Annotated in this window: 14 protein-coding genes and 1 tRNA gene; 4 read left to right on the top strand and 11 right to left on the bottom strand. The window is 70.7% G+C overall.

Annotated elements, in window-relative coordinates:
• The first annotated feature begins 2 nt into the window (after positions 1–2).
• Positions 3–1,250 carry a pyridoxal phosphate-dependent decarboxylase family protein gene (locus tag BZZ08_RS31255; RefSeq protein WP_241965613.1) on the top strand — a complete coding sequence of 416 codons (1,248 nt, stop codon included), beginning with the start codon at positions 3–5 and terminating at the stop codon, positions 1,248–1,250.
• The gene (locus tag BZZ08_RS31250) at positions 1,247–2,659 is read left to right on the top strand and encodes a lysine N(6)-hydroxylase/L-ornithine N(5)-oxygenase family protein (RefSeq protein ID WP_104635573.1); all 1,413 of its coding nucleotides are present in this window, start codon (positions 1,247–1,249) and stop codon (positions 2,657–2,659) included. The genes BZZ08_RS31255 and BZZ08_RS31250 overlap by 4 nt, the downstream gene beginning before the upstream one ends.
• A 27-nt stretch (positions 2,660–2,686) precedes the next feature.
• Here the strand turns inward: BZZ08_RS31250 and BZZ08_RS31245 are convergent, their stop codons facing one another.
• Complete coding sequence (locus BZZ08_RS31245) at positions 2,687–4,495, bottom strand: bifunctional metallophosphatase/5'-nucleotidase (protein WP_104635572.1); 1,809 nt, start codon at positions 4,493–4,495, stop codon at positions 2,687–2,689.
• A 215-nt stretch (positions 4,496–4,710) separates the two neighbouring features.
• Here BZZ08_RS31245 and pyk point away from each other — a divergent pair, with 215 nt between their 5' ends.
• A complete protein-coding gene (pyk, locus tag BZZ08_RS31240) occupies positions 4,711–6,141 on the top strand; it encodes a pyruvate kinase (RefSeq protein ID WP_104635571.1) in 1,431 nt (476 codons plus the stop codon).
• 49 nt (positions 6,142–6,190) lie between these two features.
• On the opposite strand, the gene BZZ08_RS31235 is transcribed toward pyk, so the two are convergent.
• Positions 6,191–6,264: transfer RNA gene (locus BZZ08_RS31235), tRNA-Leu, on the bottom strand.
• A gap of 101 nt (positions 6,265–6,365) precedes the next feature.
• Between BZZ08_RS31235 and BZZ08_RS31230 the strand changes: the two genes are divergently transcribed.
• Positions 6,366–7,022: an ANTAR domain-containing response regulator gene (locus tag BZZ08_RS31230; protein ID WP_104635570.1), complete on the top strand. Its 657-nt coding sequence runs from the start codon at positions 6,366–6,368 to the stop codon at positions 7,020–7,022.
• 74 nt (positions 7,023–7,096) lie between these two features.
• Here BZZ08_RS31230 and BZZ08_RS31225 read toward each other — a convergent pair whose 3' ends face one another.
• The 9 genes from BZZ08_RS31225 to BZZ08_RS31185 all read right to left on the bottom strand — a co-directional run bounded on the left by BZZ08_RS31225 (position 7,097) and on the right by BZZ08_RS31185 (position 17,122).
• A complete protein-coding gene (locus tag BZZ08_RS31225; protein WP_104635569.1) occupies positions 7,097–7,813 on the bottom strand; it encodes an ABC transporter ATP-binding protein in 717 nt (238 codons plus the stop codon).
• The gene (locus tag BZZ08_RS31220; protein ID WP_104635568.1) at positions 7,810–8,733 is read right to left on the bottom strand and encodes an ABC transporter ATP-binding protein; all 924 of its coding nucleotides are present in this window, start codon (positions 8,731–8,733) and stop codon (positions 7,810–7,812) included. Before BZZ08_RS31220 ends, BZZ08_RS31225 begins: the two co-directional genes overlap by 4 nt.
• 5 nt (positions 8,734–8,738) lie before the next feature.
• Positions 8,739–10,565: a branched-chain amino acid ABC transporter permease gene (locus BZZ08_RS31215; protein ID WP_104635567.1), complete on the bottom strand. Its 1,827-nt coding sequence runs from the start codon at positions 10,563–10,565 to the stop codon at positions 8,739–8,741.
• 5 nt (positions 10,566–10,570) lie between these two features.
• The gene (locus BZZ08_RS31210; protein ID WP_104635566.1) at positions 10,571–11,503 is read right to left on the bottom strand and encodes a branched-chain amino acid ABC transporter permease; all 933 of its coding nucleotides are present in this window, start codon (positions 11,501–11,503) and stop codon (positions 10,571–10,573) included.
• A 114-nt stretch (positions 11,504–11,617) separates the two neighbouring features.
• Positions 11,618–12,853 (bottom strand): branched-chain amino acid ABC transporter substrate-binding protein, encoded by a 1,236-nt coding sequence (locus BZZ08_RS31205; RefSeq protein WP_198601799.1) that lies wholly within the window; start codon positions 12,851–12,853, stop codon positions 11,618–11,620.
• A 287-nt stretch (positions 12,854–13,140) separates the two neighbouring features.
• Positions 13,141–13,743, bottom strand: coding sequence for a Tat pathway signal sequence domain protein (locus BZZ08_RS31200; RefSeq protein ID WP_104635574.1), 603 nt, complete (start codon positions 13,741–13,743; stop codon positions 13,141–13,143).
• Positions 13,740–14,120 carry a hypothetical protein gene (locus BZZ08_RS31195; RefSeq protein ID WP_342211025.1) on the bottom strand — a complete coding sequence of 127 codons (381 nt, stop codon included), beginning with the start codon at positions 14,118–14,120 and terminating at the stop codon, positions 13,740–13,742. Before BZZ08_RS31195 ends, BZZ08_RS31200 begins: the two co-directional genes overlap by 4 nt.
• A 150-nt stretch (positions 14,121–14,270) precedes the next feature.
• Positions 14,271–14,750, bottom strand: a complete 480-nt coding sequence (locus BZZ08_RS31190; RefSeq protein ID WP_104635563.1) for a PaaI family thioesterase — start codon at positions 14,748–14,750, stop codon at positions 14,271–14,273.
• A 92-nt stretch (positions 14,751–14,842) separates the two neighbouring features.
• A complete protein-coding gene (locus tag BZZ08_RS31185) occupies positions 14,843–17,122 on the bottom strand; it encodes an FdhF/YdeP family oxidoreductase (protein WP_104635562.1) in 2,280 nt (759 codons plus the stop codon).
• Between the last annotated feature and the right edge of the window lie 222 nt (positions 17,123–17,344).

The following is a 17,344-nucleotide window of genomic DNA, read 5'->3' as shown; positions in this document are numbered from 1 at the left end:
CGCTGCCCGCGGGCGGCCCCGGTGCCGTCGCCGCCCGGGTGGCGGACGCGGCCGGCGACATCCTGCCCGACCGGGGCGACCCCGAGGCGCTCCGCGTCCTGGTCACCGCGCTCGCCGAGGGCGCCGCCGACCCCGCCCACCCCCTGTGCGCCGCCCACCTGCACACCCCGCCGCTCGCCGTCGCGGCCGCCGCCGACCTCGCCGCGAGCGTCCTCAACCCCTCCCTGGACTCCTGGGACCAGGCACCCGCCGCCTCCGCCCTGGAGGCCCTCGTCACCCGCGCCCTCGCCCGGGAGACCGGCGCCGCCGACGCCGTCGTCACCACCGGCGGCACCGAGTCCAACCAGCTCGCCGTCCTGCTCGCCCGCGAACGGCACGGCGCGGGCCTGCGGCTGGTGCACGGGGCCGGCGCCCACCACTCGCTGCCCCGCGCCGCCTGGCTGCTCGGGCTGCCCGAGCCCGTCGTCGTCCCCGCCCCCGCCGGCACCCTCGACCCCGCCGCCCTCGACGAGGCCCTCACCCAGATCCCCGGCCCGCACCTCGTCGCCGCCACCGCGGGCACCACCGACGCCGGACTCATCGACCCGCTGCCCGAGATCGCCGACCGCTGCGCCGTCCACGGCGCCCGCCTCCACGTCGACGCCGCCTACGGCGCCGGCCTGCTGTTCAGCGACCGGCACCGCGCGCGGCTCGCGGGACTGGAGGCCGCCGACACCGTCGCCCTGGACCTGCACAAGCTCGGCTGGCAGCCGATCCCCGCCGGCCTCCTCACCGTCACGGACGCCGACGACCTCGCCGCCCTGCACCACCGTGCCGACTACCTCAACGCCGACGACGACACCGACGCGGGCCTCCCCGACCTCCTCTCGCGCTCCCCGCGCACCAGCCGCCGCCCCGACGTCCTGAAGACCGCCGTCACCCTCAAGACCCTGGGCCGCGCAGGACTGGGCGCCCTCGTCGACGCGGTCTGCTCCCTGGCCCAGGAACTCGCCGGGCTGGTCGAGGCCCACCCCGGGTTCGAACTGCACGCCCCGCCCGCCATCAGCACGGTCCTGTTCCGGCCCGCGCCGGCGACCGACGACGACGTCGCCGCCGTACGCCGCGCGCTGCTCACCACCGGCCGCGCCGTCCTCGGCCGCGCCCGCGCCGACGGCCGGCTCTGGCTCAAGGCGACCCTGCTGAACCCCCACACCGGCCCAGACGACCTCGCAGCACTCCTGACGCTCGTGGAAGGACACGTCCCGCGATGAACACCCCCGCGCACGACACCCCCGAAGCCCCCCGCGACCTCGTCGGCATCGGCATCGGCCCCTTCAACCTCTCCCTCGCGGCCCTCGCCGACCCCCTCACCGGCCTCGACGCCGTCTTCTACGACCAGCGCCCCGACTTCCGCTGGCACCCCGGCCTGCTCCTCGACGGCGCGCGCGTCCAGGTGCCCTTCCTCGCCGACCTGGTCACCCTCGTCGACCCGGCGAGCCCCTGGACCTTCCTCAACCACCTCAGGGCCAGAGAACGCCTCTTCCCCTTCTACTTCGCCGAACGCTTCCACATCGAGCGCGCCGAGTACGACGCCTACTGCCGCTGGGTCGCCGAGAACCTGCCCGCGCTCCGCTTCCACCACCAGGTCGACGCCGTCCGCTGGAACCCCGACCGCGACCTCTTCGAGGTCGACTACACCCAGCTCGACGCCGACGGGGAGGCCGAGGCCCTCGGCCGCACCCACACCAGGAACGTCGTCCTCGGCATCGGCACCGAACCCCATGTCCCCGACCCGCTCAGGCCCCTCGCCGAGGACCCCGCCGTCCCCGTCGTGCACGCCGCCGACTACCTCCGCCACCGCGACACGCTCCTGGCCGCCGGGCACGTCACCGTCATCGGCACCGGGCAGTCCGGCGCGGAGGTCTTCCTCGACCTGCTCCGCCACCGCCCCGCCGGCCGCGAGCGGCTGCACTGGCTGGGCCGCACCGAGGCCCTCGCGCCCATGGAGTACTCCAAGCTCGGCCTCGAACACTTCACCCCCGACTACACCCGCTACTTCCACGGCCTGGCCGAACCGGTCCGTGACCGCCTCGTCGCCGCCCAGTGGCAGCTGCACAAGGGCATCGACGCCGACACCACCGCCGCCATCCACGACGAGCTGTACCGGCGCACCCTCGACGGCGGCTGGCCCGACACCACCCTCACCCCCGGCGTCCGCGTCCGCACCGCCGGCCGCATCGCCGCCACCCAGGTCGAACTCCACCTGGAACACGAGCAGCAGAGGACCCGCTCCCGTCTCACCACCGACGCCGTCGTCCTCGCCACCGGCCACCGCGAACGCCCGCTCGGCCGCCTCCTCGCCGGTCTCGACCCCTACATGCGGCGCGACAACTCCGAACGCCCCCGCGTCGACGACCGCCACCGCCTCGTCCTGGACCCGTGCGTCACCGGCTCCGTCTACGTCCAGAACGCCGAGACGCACACCCACGGGGTCGGCACGCCCGACCTGGGCCTCGCCGCTTGGCGCAGCGCGACCATCCTCAACGACCTCACCGGGCGGGAGCCCTACCCGCTGCCCGCCCGCACCGCCTTCACCACGTTCGGCCTGGAGGGCGGCCGGCCCCAGATCCCGTCCGCCCGCCACCACCGGGCGCTCACCCCTTTGGTGGACGGAGTCTGAGGAGGCGGCCGCCTCGGGCGGGGCCGGTCAGAACACCGGCGTGCCCTCGCGCGTCAGCGACCAGTCCACGGACGCGAAGTCCTTCGGGTCCAGCACGCCCTTCGCGGTCGCCCACTCCGCGATCCGGGTGCGGATCTCCGTCGACTCCGACCACAGCTCCTTGGCCGACGCCACGTGCGGGAAGGCGCCGCCGCCGTTGGCCCGGTAGTTGTTCACGGCCAGCACGAACTGCTGGGCGTCGTCCAGCGGGGCACCGCCGTAGCTGAGGTTCCTGATCCGCGAACCGGCCGCCTGCGCCACGTCGATCTCGTACTTCAGCCCCGACACGTAGTCGTAGTTGTAGTCCGGACGGCCGTTCGCGTTGGTCAGCTTGTCCACGTCCACCGGCGCTCCGGCGGCCGTCCGCACGTAGTACTCCGCCGAGTACTCCAGGTACGCCCGCAGCTGCGCGCCCGTCAGCAGCTTCGCGACCAGCGTGTTGTCGTACACGTACAGGCTCGACAGGTCCCGGATCGTCACCTCGCCGGCCGGGATCTCCGAGGTCCGCGAGAAGGGCGACGCCTGCGCGAGGACCGGCAGCGCGGCGTACTCCGTGCCCGCCAGCGCCTCCTTGACCACGTCTTCCTGCACCTTGGTGATCAGGTCGATGATCGGGGCGTCCTTGTACCGCGCCTCGACCGTGGTCAGCGTCTCGGTGGCGGTGCCGACGACCTGGTTGACGTAGGCCACGACCTTCTCGTGCTCGTCCGCCAGCAGCCTGGTGATCCGCGGGTCGTCCTCGACCGCGTTGGAGTTGCGCAGCGAGGCCCTCACCGACTCGACCTGCCAGCGACCCCGCTCGAAGACCAGCTCGAAGTCGAACAGGGTGAGCCGCTCGGCATAGCACAGCGGCTCCGACAGCACGACCGTCTTCCCGGTCCGCTCGTTGACGACCTTCAGCTCGGCGATCTCCTCGTGCGCGTGCCCGACGAGGATCGCGTCGATGCCCGGCACCTGCCGGGCCACGTTGGCCGCCGCGTTTTCGACGTAGGGGACCTGGTCACCGTAGGAGGACGTGCCCGAGGAGCCCGAGTGGGCGGAGACGACCACCACGTCCGCGCCCATCGAACGCAGCTTCGGCACCCACTTGGCCGCCTGCTCCTCCAGGCCCGGGAAGGCCAGCTTCCCCTGGACGTACGCCTTGTCCCAGATCGCGATGCCGGGGTTGGTCAGCCCCAGCACCGCCACCTTCACCGGCGGCGCGCCCTTCACCCGGAACGTCTTCATGAAGTACGGCGGGAAGGCCGGCTTCAGGGTCTTGGCGTCGACCGCGTTCGCCCCGAGCAGCGGGAAGTCGCACTGCTCCTCGAACCGGCGCAGCGTCTCGATGCCGTAGTTGAACTCGTGGTTGCCGAGGGCCACCGCGTCGTAGCCGATGGCGTTCATCGCCTGTGCCATCGGGTGCACCGGACCGCCCTCGGCGGTGATCGGGTCCACCTTCGCGTAGTAGTACGTCAGCGGGGTGCCCTGAATGGTGTCGCCCGCGTCCAGCAGCAGGGTGTTGTGGCGGCCCTTCTCCTCGCGGACCTGGTTCACCAGGGTGGAGATCCGGCCGAGGCCCTGGGCGTTGCCCGCCGTGTCCGTGTACTCGGCGTCCTTGAAGTAGTCCCAGTTGAAGACGTGTCCGTGCAGGTCGGTGGTGCCGAGCACGGTCAGCGCGTACCGCTTGGGCTTCCGGCGGCCCCGGTGCGCGGGGGCCGCGGCCTCGGCCGCCGGAGCAGCCGCCGCGCCGGCCAGGGCGACTCCCGCCCCCGTCACGGCGGACCTGCTCAGGAACGTGCGGCGGTTCAACGGCATGACTGACTCTCCTCGGTGGACCCGTGCAGACAGTGGCGACGCGCGTAGATTCTGTCCTGAACATGTCTCCTGTCAAGAGGCGCAGTCCCCTGCGTATGCTCATCGGAGCGGCCTGCCGCACAATTCAACACTTGTCAATATCCCTTTACTCAAAGGTTGTTGAGTGGTCATGCGTGGCCAATTCGCTACCCGGCAGTAAGTCATAGGCTCGACTCATGCGCCGAGCAAAGATCGTCTGCACTCTTGGGCCCGCCACCGACTCGTACGACCAGATCAAGGACCTGGTCGACGCCGGTATGGACATCGCCCGCTTCAATTTCAGCCACGGCACCCACGCCGAGCACGAAGAGCGCTACCGCCGGGTCCGCAAGGCGTCCGACGAGACGGGCCGCAGCGTCGGCACCCTCGCGGACCTTCAGGGTCCGAAGATCCGCCTCGGCCACTTCGGTGAGGGGCCCGTACTCCTTGAACGCGGCGACAGCTTCACCATTACCGTCGAGGAGGGCGTCGAGGGCGACCGCCACGCCTGCGGCACGACGTACGCGGGCCTCGCCGAGGACGTCACCCCCGGCGAGCGCGTCCTCGTCGACGACGGCAGGGTCTGCCTGGAGGTGACCGGCGTCGACGGGCCGCGCGTGCGCACCAGGGTGATCGAGGGCGGAATGGTCTCCGACCACAAGGGCCTCAACCTGCCCGGCGTCGCGGTGTCCGTGCCGGCCCTGTCGAAGAAGGACGAGGACGACCTGCGCTGGGCGCTGCGCAGCGGCTTCGACGTCGTGGCGCTGTCCTTCGTGCGCAGCGGGCGGGACGTCCTCGAGGTGCACCGCATCATGGACGAGGAGGGCCGCCGCCTGCCCGTGATCGCCAAGGTCGAGAAGCCGCAGGCCGTGGAGAACATCGAGGACATCGTCGCGGCCTTCGACGGGATCATGGTCGCCCGGGGCGACCTCGGCGTCGAGATGCCCCTGGAGCAGGTGCCGATCGTCCAGAAGCGCGCCATCAAGCTGGCCAAGCGCAACGCCAAGCCGGTCATCGTCGCCACCCAGATGCTCGACTCGATGATCGACAACGCCCGCCCGACCCGCGCGGAGGCCTCCGACGTCGCCAACGCGGTCATCGACGGCACGGACGCGGTGATGCTCTCCGGCGAGACCAGCGTGGGCAAGCACGCGACCGACACGGTGCGCACGATGGCCCGGATCGTCGAAGCGGCCGAAGAGGACATCCTGGCCAAGGGGCTGCCCCCGCTGACCGACCGCAACAAGCCCCGCACCCAGGGCGGAGCGGTCGCCCGCGCGGCGGCCGAGATGGGCGACTTCCTCGGCGCGAAGTTCCTGGTCGCCTTCACCCAGTCCGGCGACACCGTCCGCCGCCTGTCCCGCTACCGCTCGCCCATTCCGCTGCTCGCCTTCACCCCGGAACCGGCGACCCGCTCGCAACTGAGCCTGACCTGGGGCGTGGAGACCTTCCTCGGCCCGCACGTGGACTCCACGGACGCGATGGTCGACCAGGTGGACGAGCTGCTCACCCGGTACGGGCGGTGCGAGAAGGGGGACACCGTGGTCATCACGGCCGGTTCTCCGCCCGGGGTGTCCGGCACGACGAACCTGGTGCGGGTGCACCACATCGGGGAGGACGACCGCTGAACGGGTGTCCCCGCAGCGACTTCGGGATGCCTTCGAAACGAAGGTAAAGTGCCCCGGGTGGGACTCGAACCCACACTGAATGCCTTTTGAGGGCATCGTCTCTGCCGATTGGACTACCGGAGCCTCTTCGAACCGAAGGTCAGTGTAGCCCCTCGGTGACTCAAACATACAGGAGCTAGGTAGGCTCTTGTCAGCAGTACCCCTGCCCCGAACGAGGAGCCCACGTGACCGCCCCCGAGTCGCCCCAGCCCGTAGACGTGCCCGACGACGACCAGTCGCACGTGCCTCCGCTGACGACCCGTGTCGTCATCGCCGAGGACGAGGCGCTCATCCGGCTGGACCTCAAGGAGATGCTGGAGGAGGAGGGGTACTCCGTCGTCGGTGAGGCCGGTGACGGTGAGCAGGCCGTGGAGCTGGCCCGCGAGCACCGGCCCGACCTGGTGATCCTCGACGTCAAGATGCCCAAGCTCGACGGCATCTCCGCGGCCGAGAAGATCGCCGAGGAGTCCATCGCGCCGGTGCTGATGCTGACCGCCTTCTCGCAGCGCGACCTGGTGGAGCGGGCCCGGGACGCCGGAGCCATGGCGTATCTCGTGAAGCCGTTCAGCAAGAGCGACGTCGTGCCGGCGATCGAGATGGCCGTCTCGCGGTTCACGGAGCTGAAGGCGCTGGAGAAGGAGGTCGCCGACCTCAGCCTCCGGCTGGAGACCCGCAAGCTGGTGGACCGCGCCAAGTCGGTGCTCCAGACGGAGTACGGGCTGACCGAGCCGGCCGCCTTCCGGTGGATCCAGAAGACCTCCATGGACCGGCGGATGTCGATGCAGCAGGTGGCCGAGGCGGTCATCCAGGACGCCGAGGAGAAGAAGGCGTCCAAGGGCTGAGTCCTCCGGCGTACGAGTGAGGCCCGCGTCCCCGAGGGGGGAGCGGGCCTCACTCGTACGGTTCCTCGGGGGTGTCAGTCCTCGCCGAGGTAGGCCTTGCGGACCGACTCGTCGTGGAGCAGGTCCTGGCCGCTGCCCGACAGGACGATGTTGCCGACCTCCATGACGTGGCCGTGGTCGGCCAGGGACAGGGCGGCCTGGGCGTTCTGCTCGACGAGCAGGATCGTGGTGCCCTGGGACTTCAGCTCCGCGATCGTCGCCATGATCTTCTGCATCATGATCGGCGAGAGGCCCATGGAGGGCTCGTCGAGCATGAGCAGCTTGGGCTGCGACATCAGGGCACGGCCCATGGCGAGCATCTGCTGCTCACCGCCGGACAGGGTGCCCGCCGCCTGCTTGCGGCGTTCACCGAGGATCGGGAAGAGGTCGTAGGCGCGCTGGATGTCCTTCTCGACGCCCGCCCGGTCGCTGCGCAGGAAGGCGCCGAGGCGCAGATTGTCTTCGATCGTCATGCGCGGGAAGATGTGCCGCCCCTCGGGCGAGTGGGCGAGCCCCAGCGAGACGATCTGGTGCGCGGGGACCTTCTTGAGCGACTTGCCGCCGAACTTGATCTGACCGCCGACCGGCTTCAGCAGCCCCGACAGGGTGCGCAGCGTCGTGGTCTTGCCGGCGCCGTTGGTGCCGATGAGGGTGACCACCTCACCGGCGTCCACCTTGAAGGAGATGCCCTTGACGGCCTCGATCTTGCCGTAGGCGACGCGGAGGTCCTCGACCTCGAGCAGTGCGGTCATCGGTCGTTCTCCTTGCCGGCCGCGGTGTCCGTGGTGGTGTCCGCCGCGGAGGCCTGCGCCGCCTCGGCGGCCTCCACCTCGGCGGCCTCCGCGGCGCCGGGGTCGTCGGCGAGGGGCTCGCCGAGGTAGGCGGCGACCACGCGTTCGTCGCCCTGCACCGTGGCGCTGTCGCCCTCGACGAGCTTCTCGCCCTGCACGAGGACGGCGACGCGGTCGCAGAGGTTGAAGATGAACCGCATGTCGTGCTCGATGACGAGGACGGCGATGCCCTGGTCGCGGATGGCGAAGACCAGTTCCTCGGTGGCCCGCGTCTCCTGCGGGTTCATGCCCGCCGTCGGCTCGTCCAGGAGCAGCAGCCCCGGCTCGCTGGCCAGCGCGCGGGCGATCTCCAGCTTGCGCTGCTCGCCGTAGGGCAGGTTGCGCGCGAGGTGGTCGGCCTTGAGGGAGAGGCCCACGAACTCCAGCAGTTCCATGGCGCGTTCGCGGGAGGCGGCCTCCGCGCGGTGGAAGCCGGGACCGCGCAGCACGGCCGACCAGAAGCCCTCCTTGGTCCGCGTGTGCCGGCCGACGAGGACGTTCTCCAGAACGGTCATGTTGCCGAACAGCCGGATGTTCTGGAAGGTGCGGGCGATGCCGGCGGCGGTCACCTTGAAGGACTTGGCCGGCAGGACCTGGCCCTTGTAGCGGACCTCGCCCTCGGTCGGGATGTAGAGGCCGGTCAGGCAGTTGAAGAAGGTCGTCTTGCCGGCGCCGTTGGGGCCGATCAGGCCGACGATCTCGCCGCTGTTGACGGTGAGGTCGACGCCGTTCACGGCGGTCAGTCCGCCGAAGCGCATCGTGACACCGCGCGCGTCGAGGATGGTGGTGCCGGGGGCCGGGGCGCCCGGTGCGGTGTCCTTGGTGGTGGTGTCGGTGGTCATGGTGGTCAGGCCCCTGTCTTGCTCAGGACTGCGGGCGCTTCGGCCTCTTCGTGGAACTCCAGCTTGCGGCGCCGGTTGGCGATGAGGCCCTCCGGGCGGAAGCGCATCAGCAGGACGAGCGCGAGCCCGAAGGCGAGGAGCTGGTAGTCGTCGAGGAACTGGAGCTTGTTGGGAATCAGGAAGAGCAGCGAGGCGCCGATGAGCGGACCGGCGATGGTGCCCATGCCACCCAGCACGACCGCCGCGAGAAGGAAGGCGGAGTTGGGCGGGGTGGTGCCGGCGAAGAGGTACTGCTCGGGGGTGACGGTGTAGGTGACGTGCGCCTGGACGGTGCCGGCCAGTCCGGCCAGCGAGGCGCCGACGGCGAACGCGATGAGCTTGACGCGGAAGCCGTTGATGCCCATGGCGAGCGCGGCGGTCTCGTCCTCGCGGATGGCGACCCAGGCGCGGCCGATGCGGGAGTCGCCGCTGCGCCGGAAGACGAGGACGACGACGGCCGTGATGATGAGCATCAGCAGGAAGTAGTTGGCGAACCGGCCGAGGGTGAAGCCGCCGAGGTCGTGCGAGACCCCGAGGTCGAAGCCGAGGACATTGAGATCGGGGATGGACGAGATGCCGTTGGAGCCGTTGGTGACGTCCGGACCCGAGGTGCCGTCCAGGTTGTTGGCGGTGATCCGGAAGATCTCACCGAAGCCGAGGGTCACGATGGCGAGGTAGTCGCCGCGCAGCCGCAGCGTGGGCGCGCCGATCAGGACGCCGAACACCAGGGAGGCGGCCGCGCCGACCAGGACCGCGGCCCAGAAGGGCAGGTGCAGGTCGAAGGGCGAGCTGGGGGAGCCGGAGACCATCGAGGCGGCGTACGCGCCGACGCCGAGGAAGGCCACGTAACCGAGGTCGAGCAGGCCGGCCAGGCCGACGACGATGTTCAGTCCGAGCGCGACCGTGGCGAAGATCAGGATGTAGACGCCGAGGGTGGCGTACTGGTCGTCGGACTGCGTGAAGGGGAAGCAGGCCGCCGCGATGAAGGCGCCGCAGACGGTGATGTTCTGGTGCCGTGCGGTGATCTCGGTGGCGTGGCTGATCACCCCGGACCGGTGGAGGGCGGCGAAGCCGAAGCCCGCGACGATCAGGAAGCCGATGAACAGCTCGTCGTACTCGGTGCCGATGCCGTAGGTGAAGACGAGCAGTGCCAGCGCGAGGACGGCGACGATGATGAGGATCTCGACGTAGGAGGGCAGTGCGCGCACCGGCCGGGGCTCTTTGGTGGCGAAGGCCGCGCGGACGGTCTGCCACCTCTGGGAGCTGGTGTGCTTGAACTGGTCCCAGCCGGTGTCGTCGGGGTCGAACGGGTCGGGCTCGGGACGCTCGAAGGGCAGGGCCAGGGCGCCCAGGAACGCGACGAGGGTGACGGCCGCGGCGATGTAACCGCCGGGTTCGAGGTTGACGACGCCGCCGAGCTTGGTGCTGATCGCGATGATCGTGTACCAGGTGGTGGCGAAGGCGGCGAGCGCGGCGAACTTGAGTGCCGCGTCGGCACCGGCGGGTGCCAGCCAGCCCAGTCCCCTGACGCCGTAGGAGGCGAGCCCGAAGACGGTGGTGAGGGCGCCGGCGACCAGCACCAGGACCTGGAGGCCGCCCGGGTAGCCGTACACGGTGAGGTCGCCGGGGAACTCGGCGGTCCAGGTCCAGGCGAGGAACGTGGAGACGACGGTGAGGACGCCGCCGCCGGTGGCGAGGGCGCGGCCGAGGTTCGCGGGTATGCCGATGAGGCCCGAGGCGTCGTCCGCGGCGGGGGCGCCGGTGCTCTTCGGCGCGGTGGTCTGTGTGGTCATCGGTGTCACGCCCTGTCCGCAACGCGTTCGCCGAGCAGGCCCTGCGGCCTGAACAACAGCACGAGGATGAGGAGGATGAAGGCCCAGACGTCAGCCCAGGACTGGCTGCCGAACTTGTCCAGGCCGGGGATGTCGGCGATGTAGGCGGTGGCCAGGGTCTCGGCGACGCCGAGGACGACACCGCCGATCATGGCGCCGTAGATGTTGCCGATGCCGCCGAGGACCGCCGCCGTGAACGCCTTGAGACCGAGGATGAAGCCCATCTTGAACTCGATCTGACCGTACTTGAGGCCGTAGGCGACGCCTCCGACGGCGGCGAAGACGGCGCCGAGCGCGAAGGCGACCACGATGATGCGGTCCGTGTTGACGCCCATCAGCTTGGCGGTGTCCGGGTCCTGGGCGGTGGCCTGCATGCCGCGCCCGGTGCGGGTGCGCATCACGAAGTAGCCGAGCAGCGCCATGCTGACCGGTGCCGCGATCAGCAGGAAGATGTCGCCGGTCTGGATGGTGACGTTGCCGATGTGGAAGGGCCCGCCGTCGATCTGCGGGAAGGGCCGCGCGGACTTCGCGTCCGGGTACCAGGCCCACACCGCCTGCTGGAGGGCGAGGGAGAGACCGATCGCGGTGATCAGGGGCGCGAGCCGGGGGGCGCCGCGCAGGGGGCGGTAGGCGAACCGTTCCGCCCCGACGGCGACGGTGACGGAGACGATCACCGCGCCGAGCAGCATCAGGGGCAGGGCGATCAGCATGGAGGTGCCGTCGGGCAGGATGTACATGTAGACCGTGAGTGCGCCGAAGGCACCGGTCATGAAGATCTCGCCGTGGGCGAAGTTGATGAGCTGGACGATGCCGTAGACCATTGTGTAGCCGATGGCGACGAGCCCGTACATGGATCCCAGTAGCAGGCCGTTGACCAGCTGCTGCGGCAGTTCGTTCACCGCATGTCCTCCGAGACTTTCGGATATTCGACGGATATGGCCGGATGCGAGTCCGCGCGGGGCGCCTGTGGAACAGCGCCCCGCGCGGCTCGTGGGCTGTGGTGCGGGGGACGGTCAGCCGGTGTAGGTACCGGACTTGACGTCGTTGAAGGCTCCGTTCTCGACGGAGTAGACGGTGAGCTGCTTGTTGGTCGCGTCACCGAACTCGTCGAAGGAGACCTTGCCGGTCACACCGTCGAAGGAGACGTTCTGCATGGCCTCGGTGACCTTGGCGCGGGCGTCGTCGGGAAGCTTCCCGTCGTTGTCGCCGACGACCTTCTTGACGGCCTCGATGATCGCCCAGGCGGAGTCGTAGGAGTAGCCGCCGTAGGCCGCGTAGTCCTCCTTGTAACCGGCCGCCTTGTAGTCGGCCACGAACTTCTTGGCGGACGGGAGGGTCTCCACGGGCGCACCGACGGAGGTGGCGAGGTCGCCGTTGGCGGAGGCCCCGGCCAGCTTGATGAAGGTGTCGTCCTTGATGCCGTCGCCGCCGACGAGCGGGATCTTGGCGCCGGCCTCCTTGATCTGCTTGCTCAGCGGGCCGGCCTGCGGGTACTCGCCGCCGTAGTAGACGACGTCGGCGCCGGAGTTCTTCACCTTGGTGGCGACCGAGGAGAAGTCCTTGGTGTCCGGGTTGATGTGCTCGGTGCCGACCACCGTGCCGCCGAGCTTCTTGAACTCTTCGGTGAAGGTGCCGGCGAGGCCCGCGCCGTAGGTCTTCTTGTCGTCGATGACGAAGACCTTCTTCTTCTTGGCGTCGTTGTAGACGTACTGCGCGGCGAACGGGCCCTGGATGGCGTCCGTGGTCGCGGTGCGGAAGTACGACTTGTACTGGCGGACCTTCTTGGTGCGCCAGTCCGGGCCCTGGGTGAGGGAGGGGCCGGTGTTGGCCGGGGAGACCTCGACCAGCTTGGCGGTGTCGAACACCTTCTGCATGGACTCGCCGACCGACGAGTTCAGCGGGCCGACGACGCCGAGGACGTCCTTGTTGGCGACGAAGCTGCTGGCGTTCTGCTGGCCGACGGACGGCTGGCCCTGGTCGTCGAGGGCCTCGACCTTGAAGGTGATGCCGTCGACGGTCTTGTCCTTGTTGGCCGTCTTGGCCGCGAGGTCCGCCGAGTTCTTGATGCCGAGGCCGAGCGCGGACAGGTCGCCGGTCAGCGGGGCGTCGACGCCGATGACGACGGTGGTGCCCCCGCCGCCGTTGCCGGAGTCGGAGCCGCCGTCGTCGTCGCGCGAGCCGCAGGCGGTGAGGGTGAGCGCTCCCGCCGCCAGAGCGGCGGTGATGGCGATGAGCGAACGTTGGCGCACGATCAGTCCTTTCCCTGGCACGGCCGCTTCCCCGTGGAGGCGGTCGAGTCGAGCGCGAGGCCGAAATGACAATCCGACGGCGCGGTGACTGGCCGTGACTCTAAGCGTGTGTGGGGAAGGTGGAGGAGGGTCTGGGTGAGGCTGTGACTCTCTTGTTATGACATCGGGTATTGCAGAGCGGTACTCGCTGGGAAGAAGGGCTGAATTCAGGCCGATTCGCCCTGTCCGCATGCTGAGAACCCGCAGGATGGACCGCCCGGGTTCAGGCGTCTGGGGCGTTTTGGTGATTACCTTGAATCGTTGCTGCAGGCGACCTCAAGGGCCTGGGAGAGGTCCCGCGCATAGCGCGCCCCCAGGATGAAACTGTGGGCTTCTATTGCGCGCGCATTACGCAGTGTTACATCCAGGAAAGGGAGTCCGGGATTCCGGGGCGCTTTTTCACATTCCGTCACCCGTAGCGTGACAATGATCTTGCGGGTGGAATGCGATTTTGTCAGGAAAGGTGCCGCCGGGGAGGACGTCACGGACAGACCGTCGTAGGGCTGGGTCAGCCGGGTCACGGTGACGGGCGGTCCCGACCGCACGCTCAGCAGCACCGTGAAGCGGTAGCCGCCGGCCGTGGCTCCCGGCGAGCCGGCCGCCGGGGCCAGGTAGACGAGGTCGACCGCCTGGGACGGGTAGGGCGGAGGGGGCGGGGAAGCGGGGCGGGGCTGTGCGCGGCTCGCGTACAGGTAGCCGCCGCCCGCCAGGACGACGAGGACGGCACCGGAGGCGAGGACCGTCCGGCGGTGGCGCTCGTAGCGCAGCGCGAGGCGTCCGCGCGGCCGGGGCCGCGGGGCGACCCGGACGCGGGTGTCCTCGCCCGGCTCGACCGGCCCGATGCCGCTCATCGCTGCCACGGGCCGACGCTCGGACCGCCGTCGCGGTACCGCTCGGCACACGCCCGGCGCACCTGGCGGTCGATCAGCTCGTCGTCGGCCGGGGCACCTCGGTGCCGCTCCCTGGCCCGTGCCGCGTCCACGACCTCCCGCAGGACGTCGTACTGCCGGTTGGACAGTCCCATCGACTGATAGTCGCCGTAGGGCTCGCCGCCGTCCAGCATCTCGCGCGCCCAGTACCCGACGGCGCTCACGCACAACTCCGCGCCGGACAGGGGGCGCTGGGAGGACGCGGTCGACGGCGACGACGTGGACGACGTGGACGCGCCGTGCGCGGCGCCGGAGGAACCGCCCGGTCCGTCACCGGAGTTGCCGCAGCCGACAGCCACGACGGCCGCCGACAGCGTCAGCGCCGCCCGTCCCCGCCAAAGTGCCCCTCCCCGCCCCATGCCCCGACGCTAGGACGCGGGACGACGGGGGGCAATGCCGCGGTCACGGGTGCCGCGGGCGCCGCACCGCGGAACGCCCGGTGAGGGTGCTCAGCCCGCCGTGGCCCCGTCGCCGGGGTGCACGTCCCGCAGCAGGCAGGTCAGCCGGGCCGTGCACACCCGGCGGTCCTGCTCGTCGCTGATCACGACCTCGTACGTCGCCGTCGACCGGCCCCGGTGCACCGGCGTGGCCACCCCGGTGACCAGACCGGAGCGGGCCCCGCGGTGATGGGTGCAGTTCAGGTCGACACCGACGGCGATCTTGGAGGCGCCGCCGTGCAGCATCGAGCCGACCGACCCGAGCGTCTCGGCGAGCACGGCCGAGGCGCCGCCGTGCAGCAGCCCGTACGGCTGGGTGTTGCCCTCCACCGGCATCGTGCCGACGACCCGGTCCGCCGACGCCTCGACGATCTGGACGCCCATGCGCGTCCCCAGGTGCCCGGCGGAGAACAGCGCGGGCAGGTCGACGCCGAGCGCGGCGTACTCGTCGATGACCTCCTGCGGGAACTGCACCTGCTGCTGCTCGCCCATGGCCCGGCTCCGTTTCGTCGATCCGTCTGTGCCCGACGGCCGGCCGCTGGGGCCGGCCGACGGCCGTCCGCTTCGCTTCGCTGAGCAAACGCTCAGTCGGTCGCCGATTGTTCCAGACGGACGACCACGGACTTGCTGGCCGGGGTGTTGCTGGTGTCCGCGGTGGCGTCCAGCGGCACCAGGACGTTGGTCTCCGGGTAGTACGCCGCCGCGCAGCCCCGGGCCGTCGGGTAGTGCACGACGCGGAAACCGGGCGCCCGCCGCTCCACCCCGTCCCGCCACTCGCTCACCAGGTCGACGTACGAGCCGTCCGCGACGTCCAGCTTCCGGGCGTCCTCCGGGTTGACCAGGACGACGCGACGGCCGTTCCTGATCCCCCGGTAGCGGTCGTCCAGGCCGTAGATCGTGGTGTTGTACTGGTCGTGCGAGCGCAGCGTCTGGAGCAGCAGCCGCCCCTCGGGCAGCTCGGGGAACTCGACCGGCGCGGCGGTGAAGTTGGCCTTGCCGGTGGCCGTCGGGAAGCGGCGCTCGTCGCGCGGGGCGTGCGGGAGGGCGAAGCCCCCGGGGCGCGCCACGCGCGCGTTGAAGTCCTCGAAGCCCGGCACGACCCGCCCGATGCGGTCGCGGATCGTCGCGTAGTCCTTCTCGAACTCCTCCCACGGCGTGCGGCTCTTCTCGCCCAGCACCCGGCGCGCCAGCCGGCACACGATCGCGGGCTCGGACAGCAGCTGCCGGCTCGCGGGCTCCAGCCGCCCACGCGAGGCGTGCACCATGCCCATGGAGTCCTCGACGGTCACGAACTGCTCGCCGCCGCCCTGGAGATCACGCTCCGTGCGGCCCAGCGTCGGCAGGATGAGCGCCCGTGCGCCCGTGACCGCGTGCGAGCGGTTCAGCTTCGTCGACACGTGCACGGTGAGCCGGGCGCGGCGCATCGCCGCCTCGGTGACCTCCGTGTCGGGGGAGGCGGAGACGAAGTTGCCGCCCATGGCGAAGAAGACCTTCGCGTCGCCGTCGCGCAGCGCGCGGATCGCCCGTACGACGTCGTAGCCGTGCTCGCGCGGCGGGGCGAAGCCGAACTCCTTCTCCAGGGCGTCCAGGAAGGCGGGCGCGGGCCGCTCGAAGATGCCCATCGTGCGGTCGCCCTGCACGTTGGAGTGGCCGCGCACCGGGCACACGCCCGCGCCGGGGCGGCCGATGTTGCCGCGCAGCAGCAGGAAGTTCACCACCTCGCGGATCGTGGGCACCGAGTGCTTGTGCTGGGTCAGGCCCATCGCCCAGCACACGATGGTGCGCTCGGAGGCGAGCACCATGCGCAGCGCCGCCTCGATCTCCGCGCGCGTGAGACCGGTCGCCGCGAGCGCCTCTTCCCAGTCGGCGGCGCGGGCGGCCGCGGCGAACTCCTCGTAGCCGTGGGTGTGTTCCTCGACGAAGGCCTCGTCGACCGCGCCCTCGGTCTCCAGGATCAGCTTGTTGAGGAGCCGGAACAGCGCCTGGTCGCCGCCGAGGCGGATCTGCAGGAAGAGGTCGGTGAGGGAGGCGCCCGCGGTGAGCCCCTTGGGGGTCTGCGGGTTCTTGAAGCGCTCCAGACCGGCCTCGGGCAGCGGATTGACGCTGATGATCCGCGCGCCGTTCGCCTTGGCCTTCTCCAGCGCCGAGAGCATCCGCGGGTGGTTGGTGCCCGGATTCTGGCCCGCCACGATGATCAGGTCGGACTTGTACAGGTCCTCCAGCAGGACGCTGCCCTTGCCGACGCCGATGGTCTCCGACAGGGCCGAGCCGGACGACTCGTGGCACATGTTGGAGCAGTCCGGCAGGTTGTTGGTGCCCAGCTCGCGCGCGAAGAGCTGGTAGAGGAACGCCGCCTCGTTGCTGGTGCGCCCCGAGGTGTAGAAGACCGCCTCGTCGGGCGAGTCCAGCGCGGCGATCTCCTCCGCGACGATGTCGAAGGCGCGCTCCCAGGTGACCGGCTCGTAGCGCTCGCCGCCCTCCGGGAGGTACACCGGGTGCGTCAGCCGGCCCTGCTGGCCCAGCCAGTAGCCGCTGCGGGTCGCGAGGTCGGCCACGGAGTGCGCGGCGAAGAACTCCGGGGTGACGCGGCGCAGGGTGGCCTCCTCGGCCACCGCCTTCGCGCCGTTCTCGCAGAACTCCGCCTTGTGCCGGTGGTCGCCCTCCGGCCAGGCGCAGCCCGGGCAGTCGAAGCCGTCCTTCTGGTTGACACTCAGCAGCGTCAGCGCCGTCCGCCGCACGCCCATCTGCCGCTGCGCGACCCGCAGGGTGTGGCCGATGGCGGGGATGCCCGCCGCCGCGTGCTGGGGCTCGGAGACCTGCGGCGCGTCCTGAACCGGATCACCCTTGGGCGGCTTGCTCGCCATCGCGCGCTCCTTCGCTTACGCGTTGTGAAGTACGTCTCCGATCCTCGCACGCCGCTGTGACAGTTACGGATGCCGGTCGCGATCGGCGCTCTGAAGGGCGCGGGGCGCTGCTCGATGTGCGGCTCCGCCGCGTGGGCGCGACCAGCCACGACGCACCCGCGGACGGCTGGCCGCGCCGGTGCCACCGGCGATCGCGGCACCGACTGTCAGTGGCACATGGCA

The organism is Streptomyces sp. MH60, from assembly GCF_002939385.1.
Classification (GTDB): domain Bacteria; phylum Actinomycetota; class Actinomycetes; order Streptomycetales; family Streptomycetaceae; genus Streptomyces.
The sequence above is the reverse complement of the archived record's forward strand: the minus strand, read 5'-3'. Positions and strand labels throughout refer to the sequence as shown.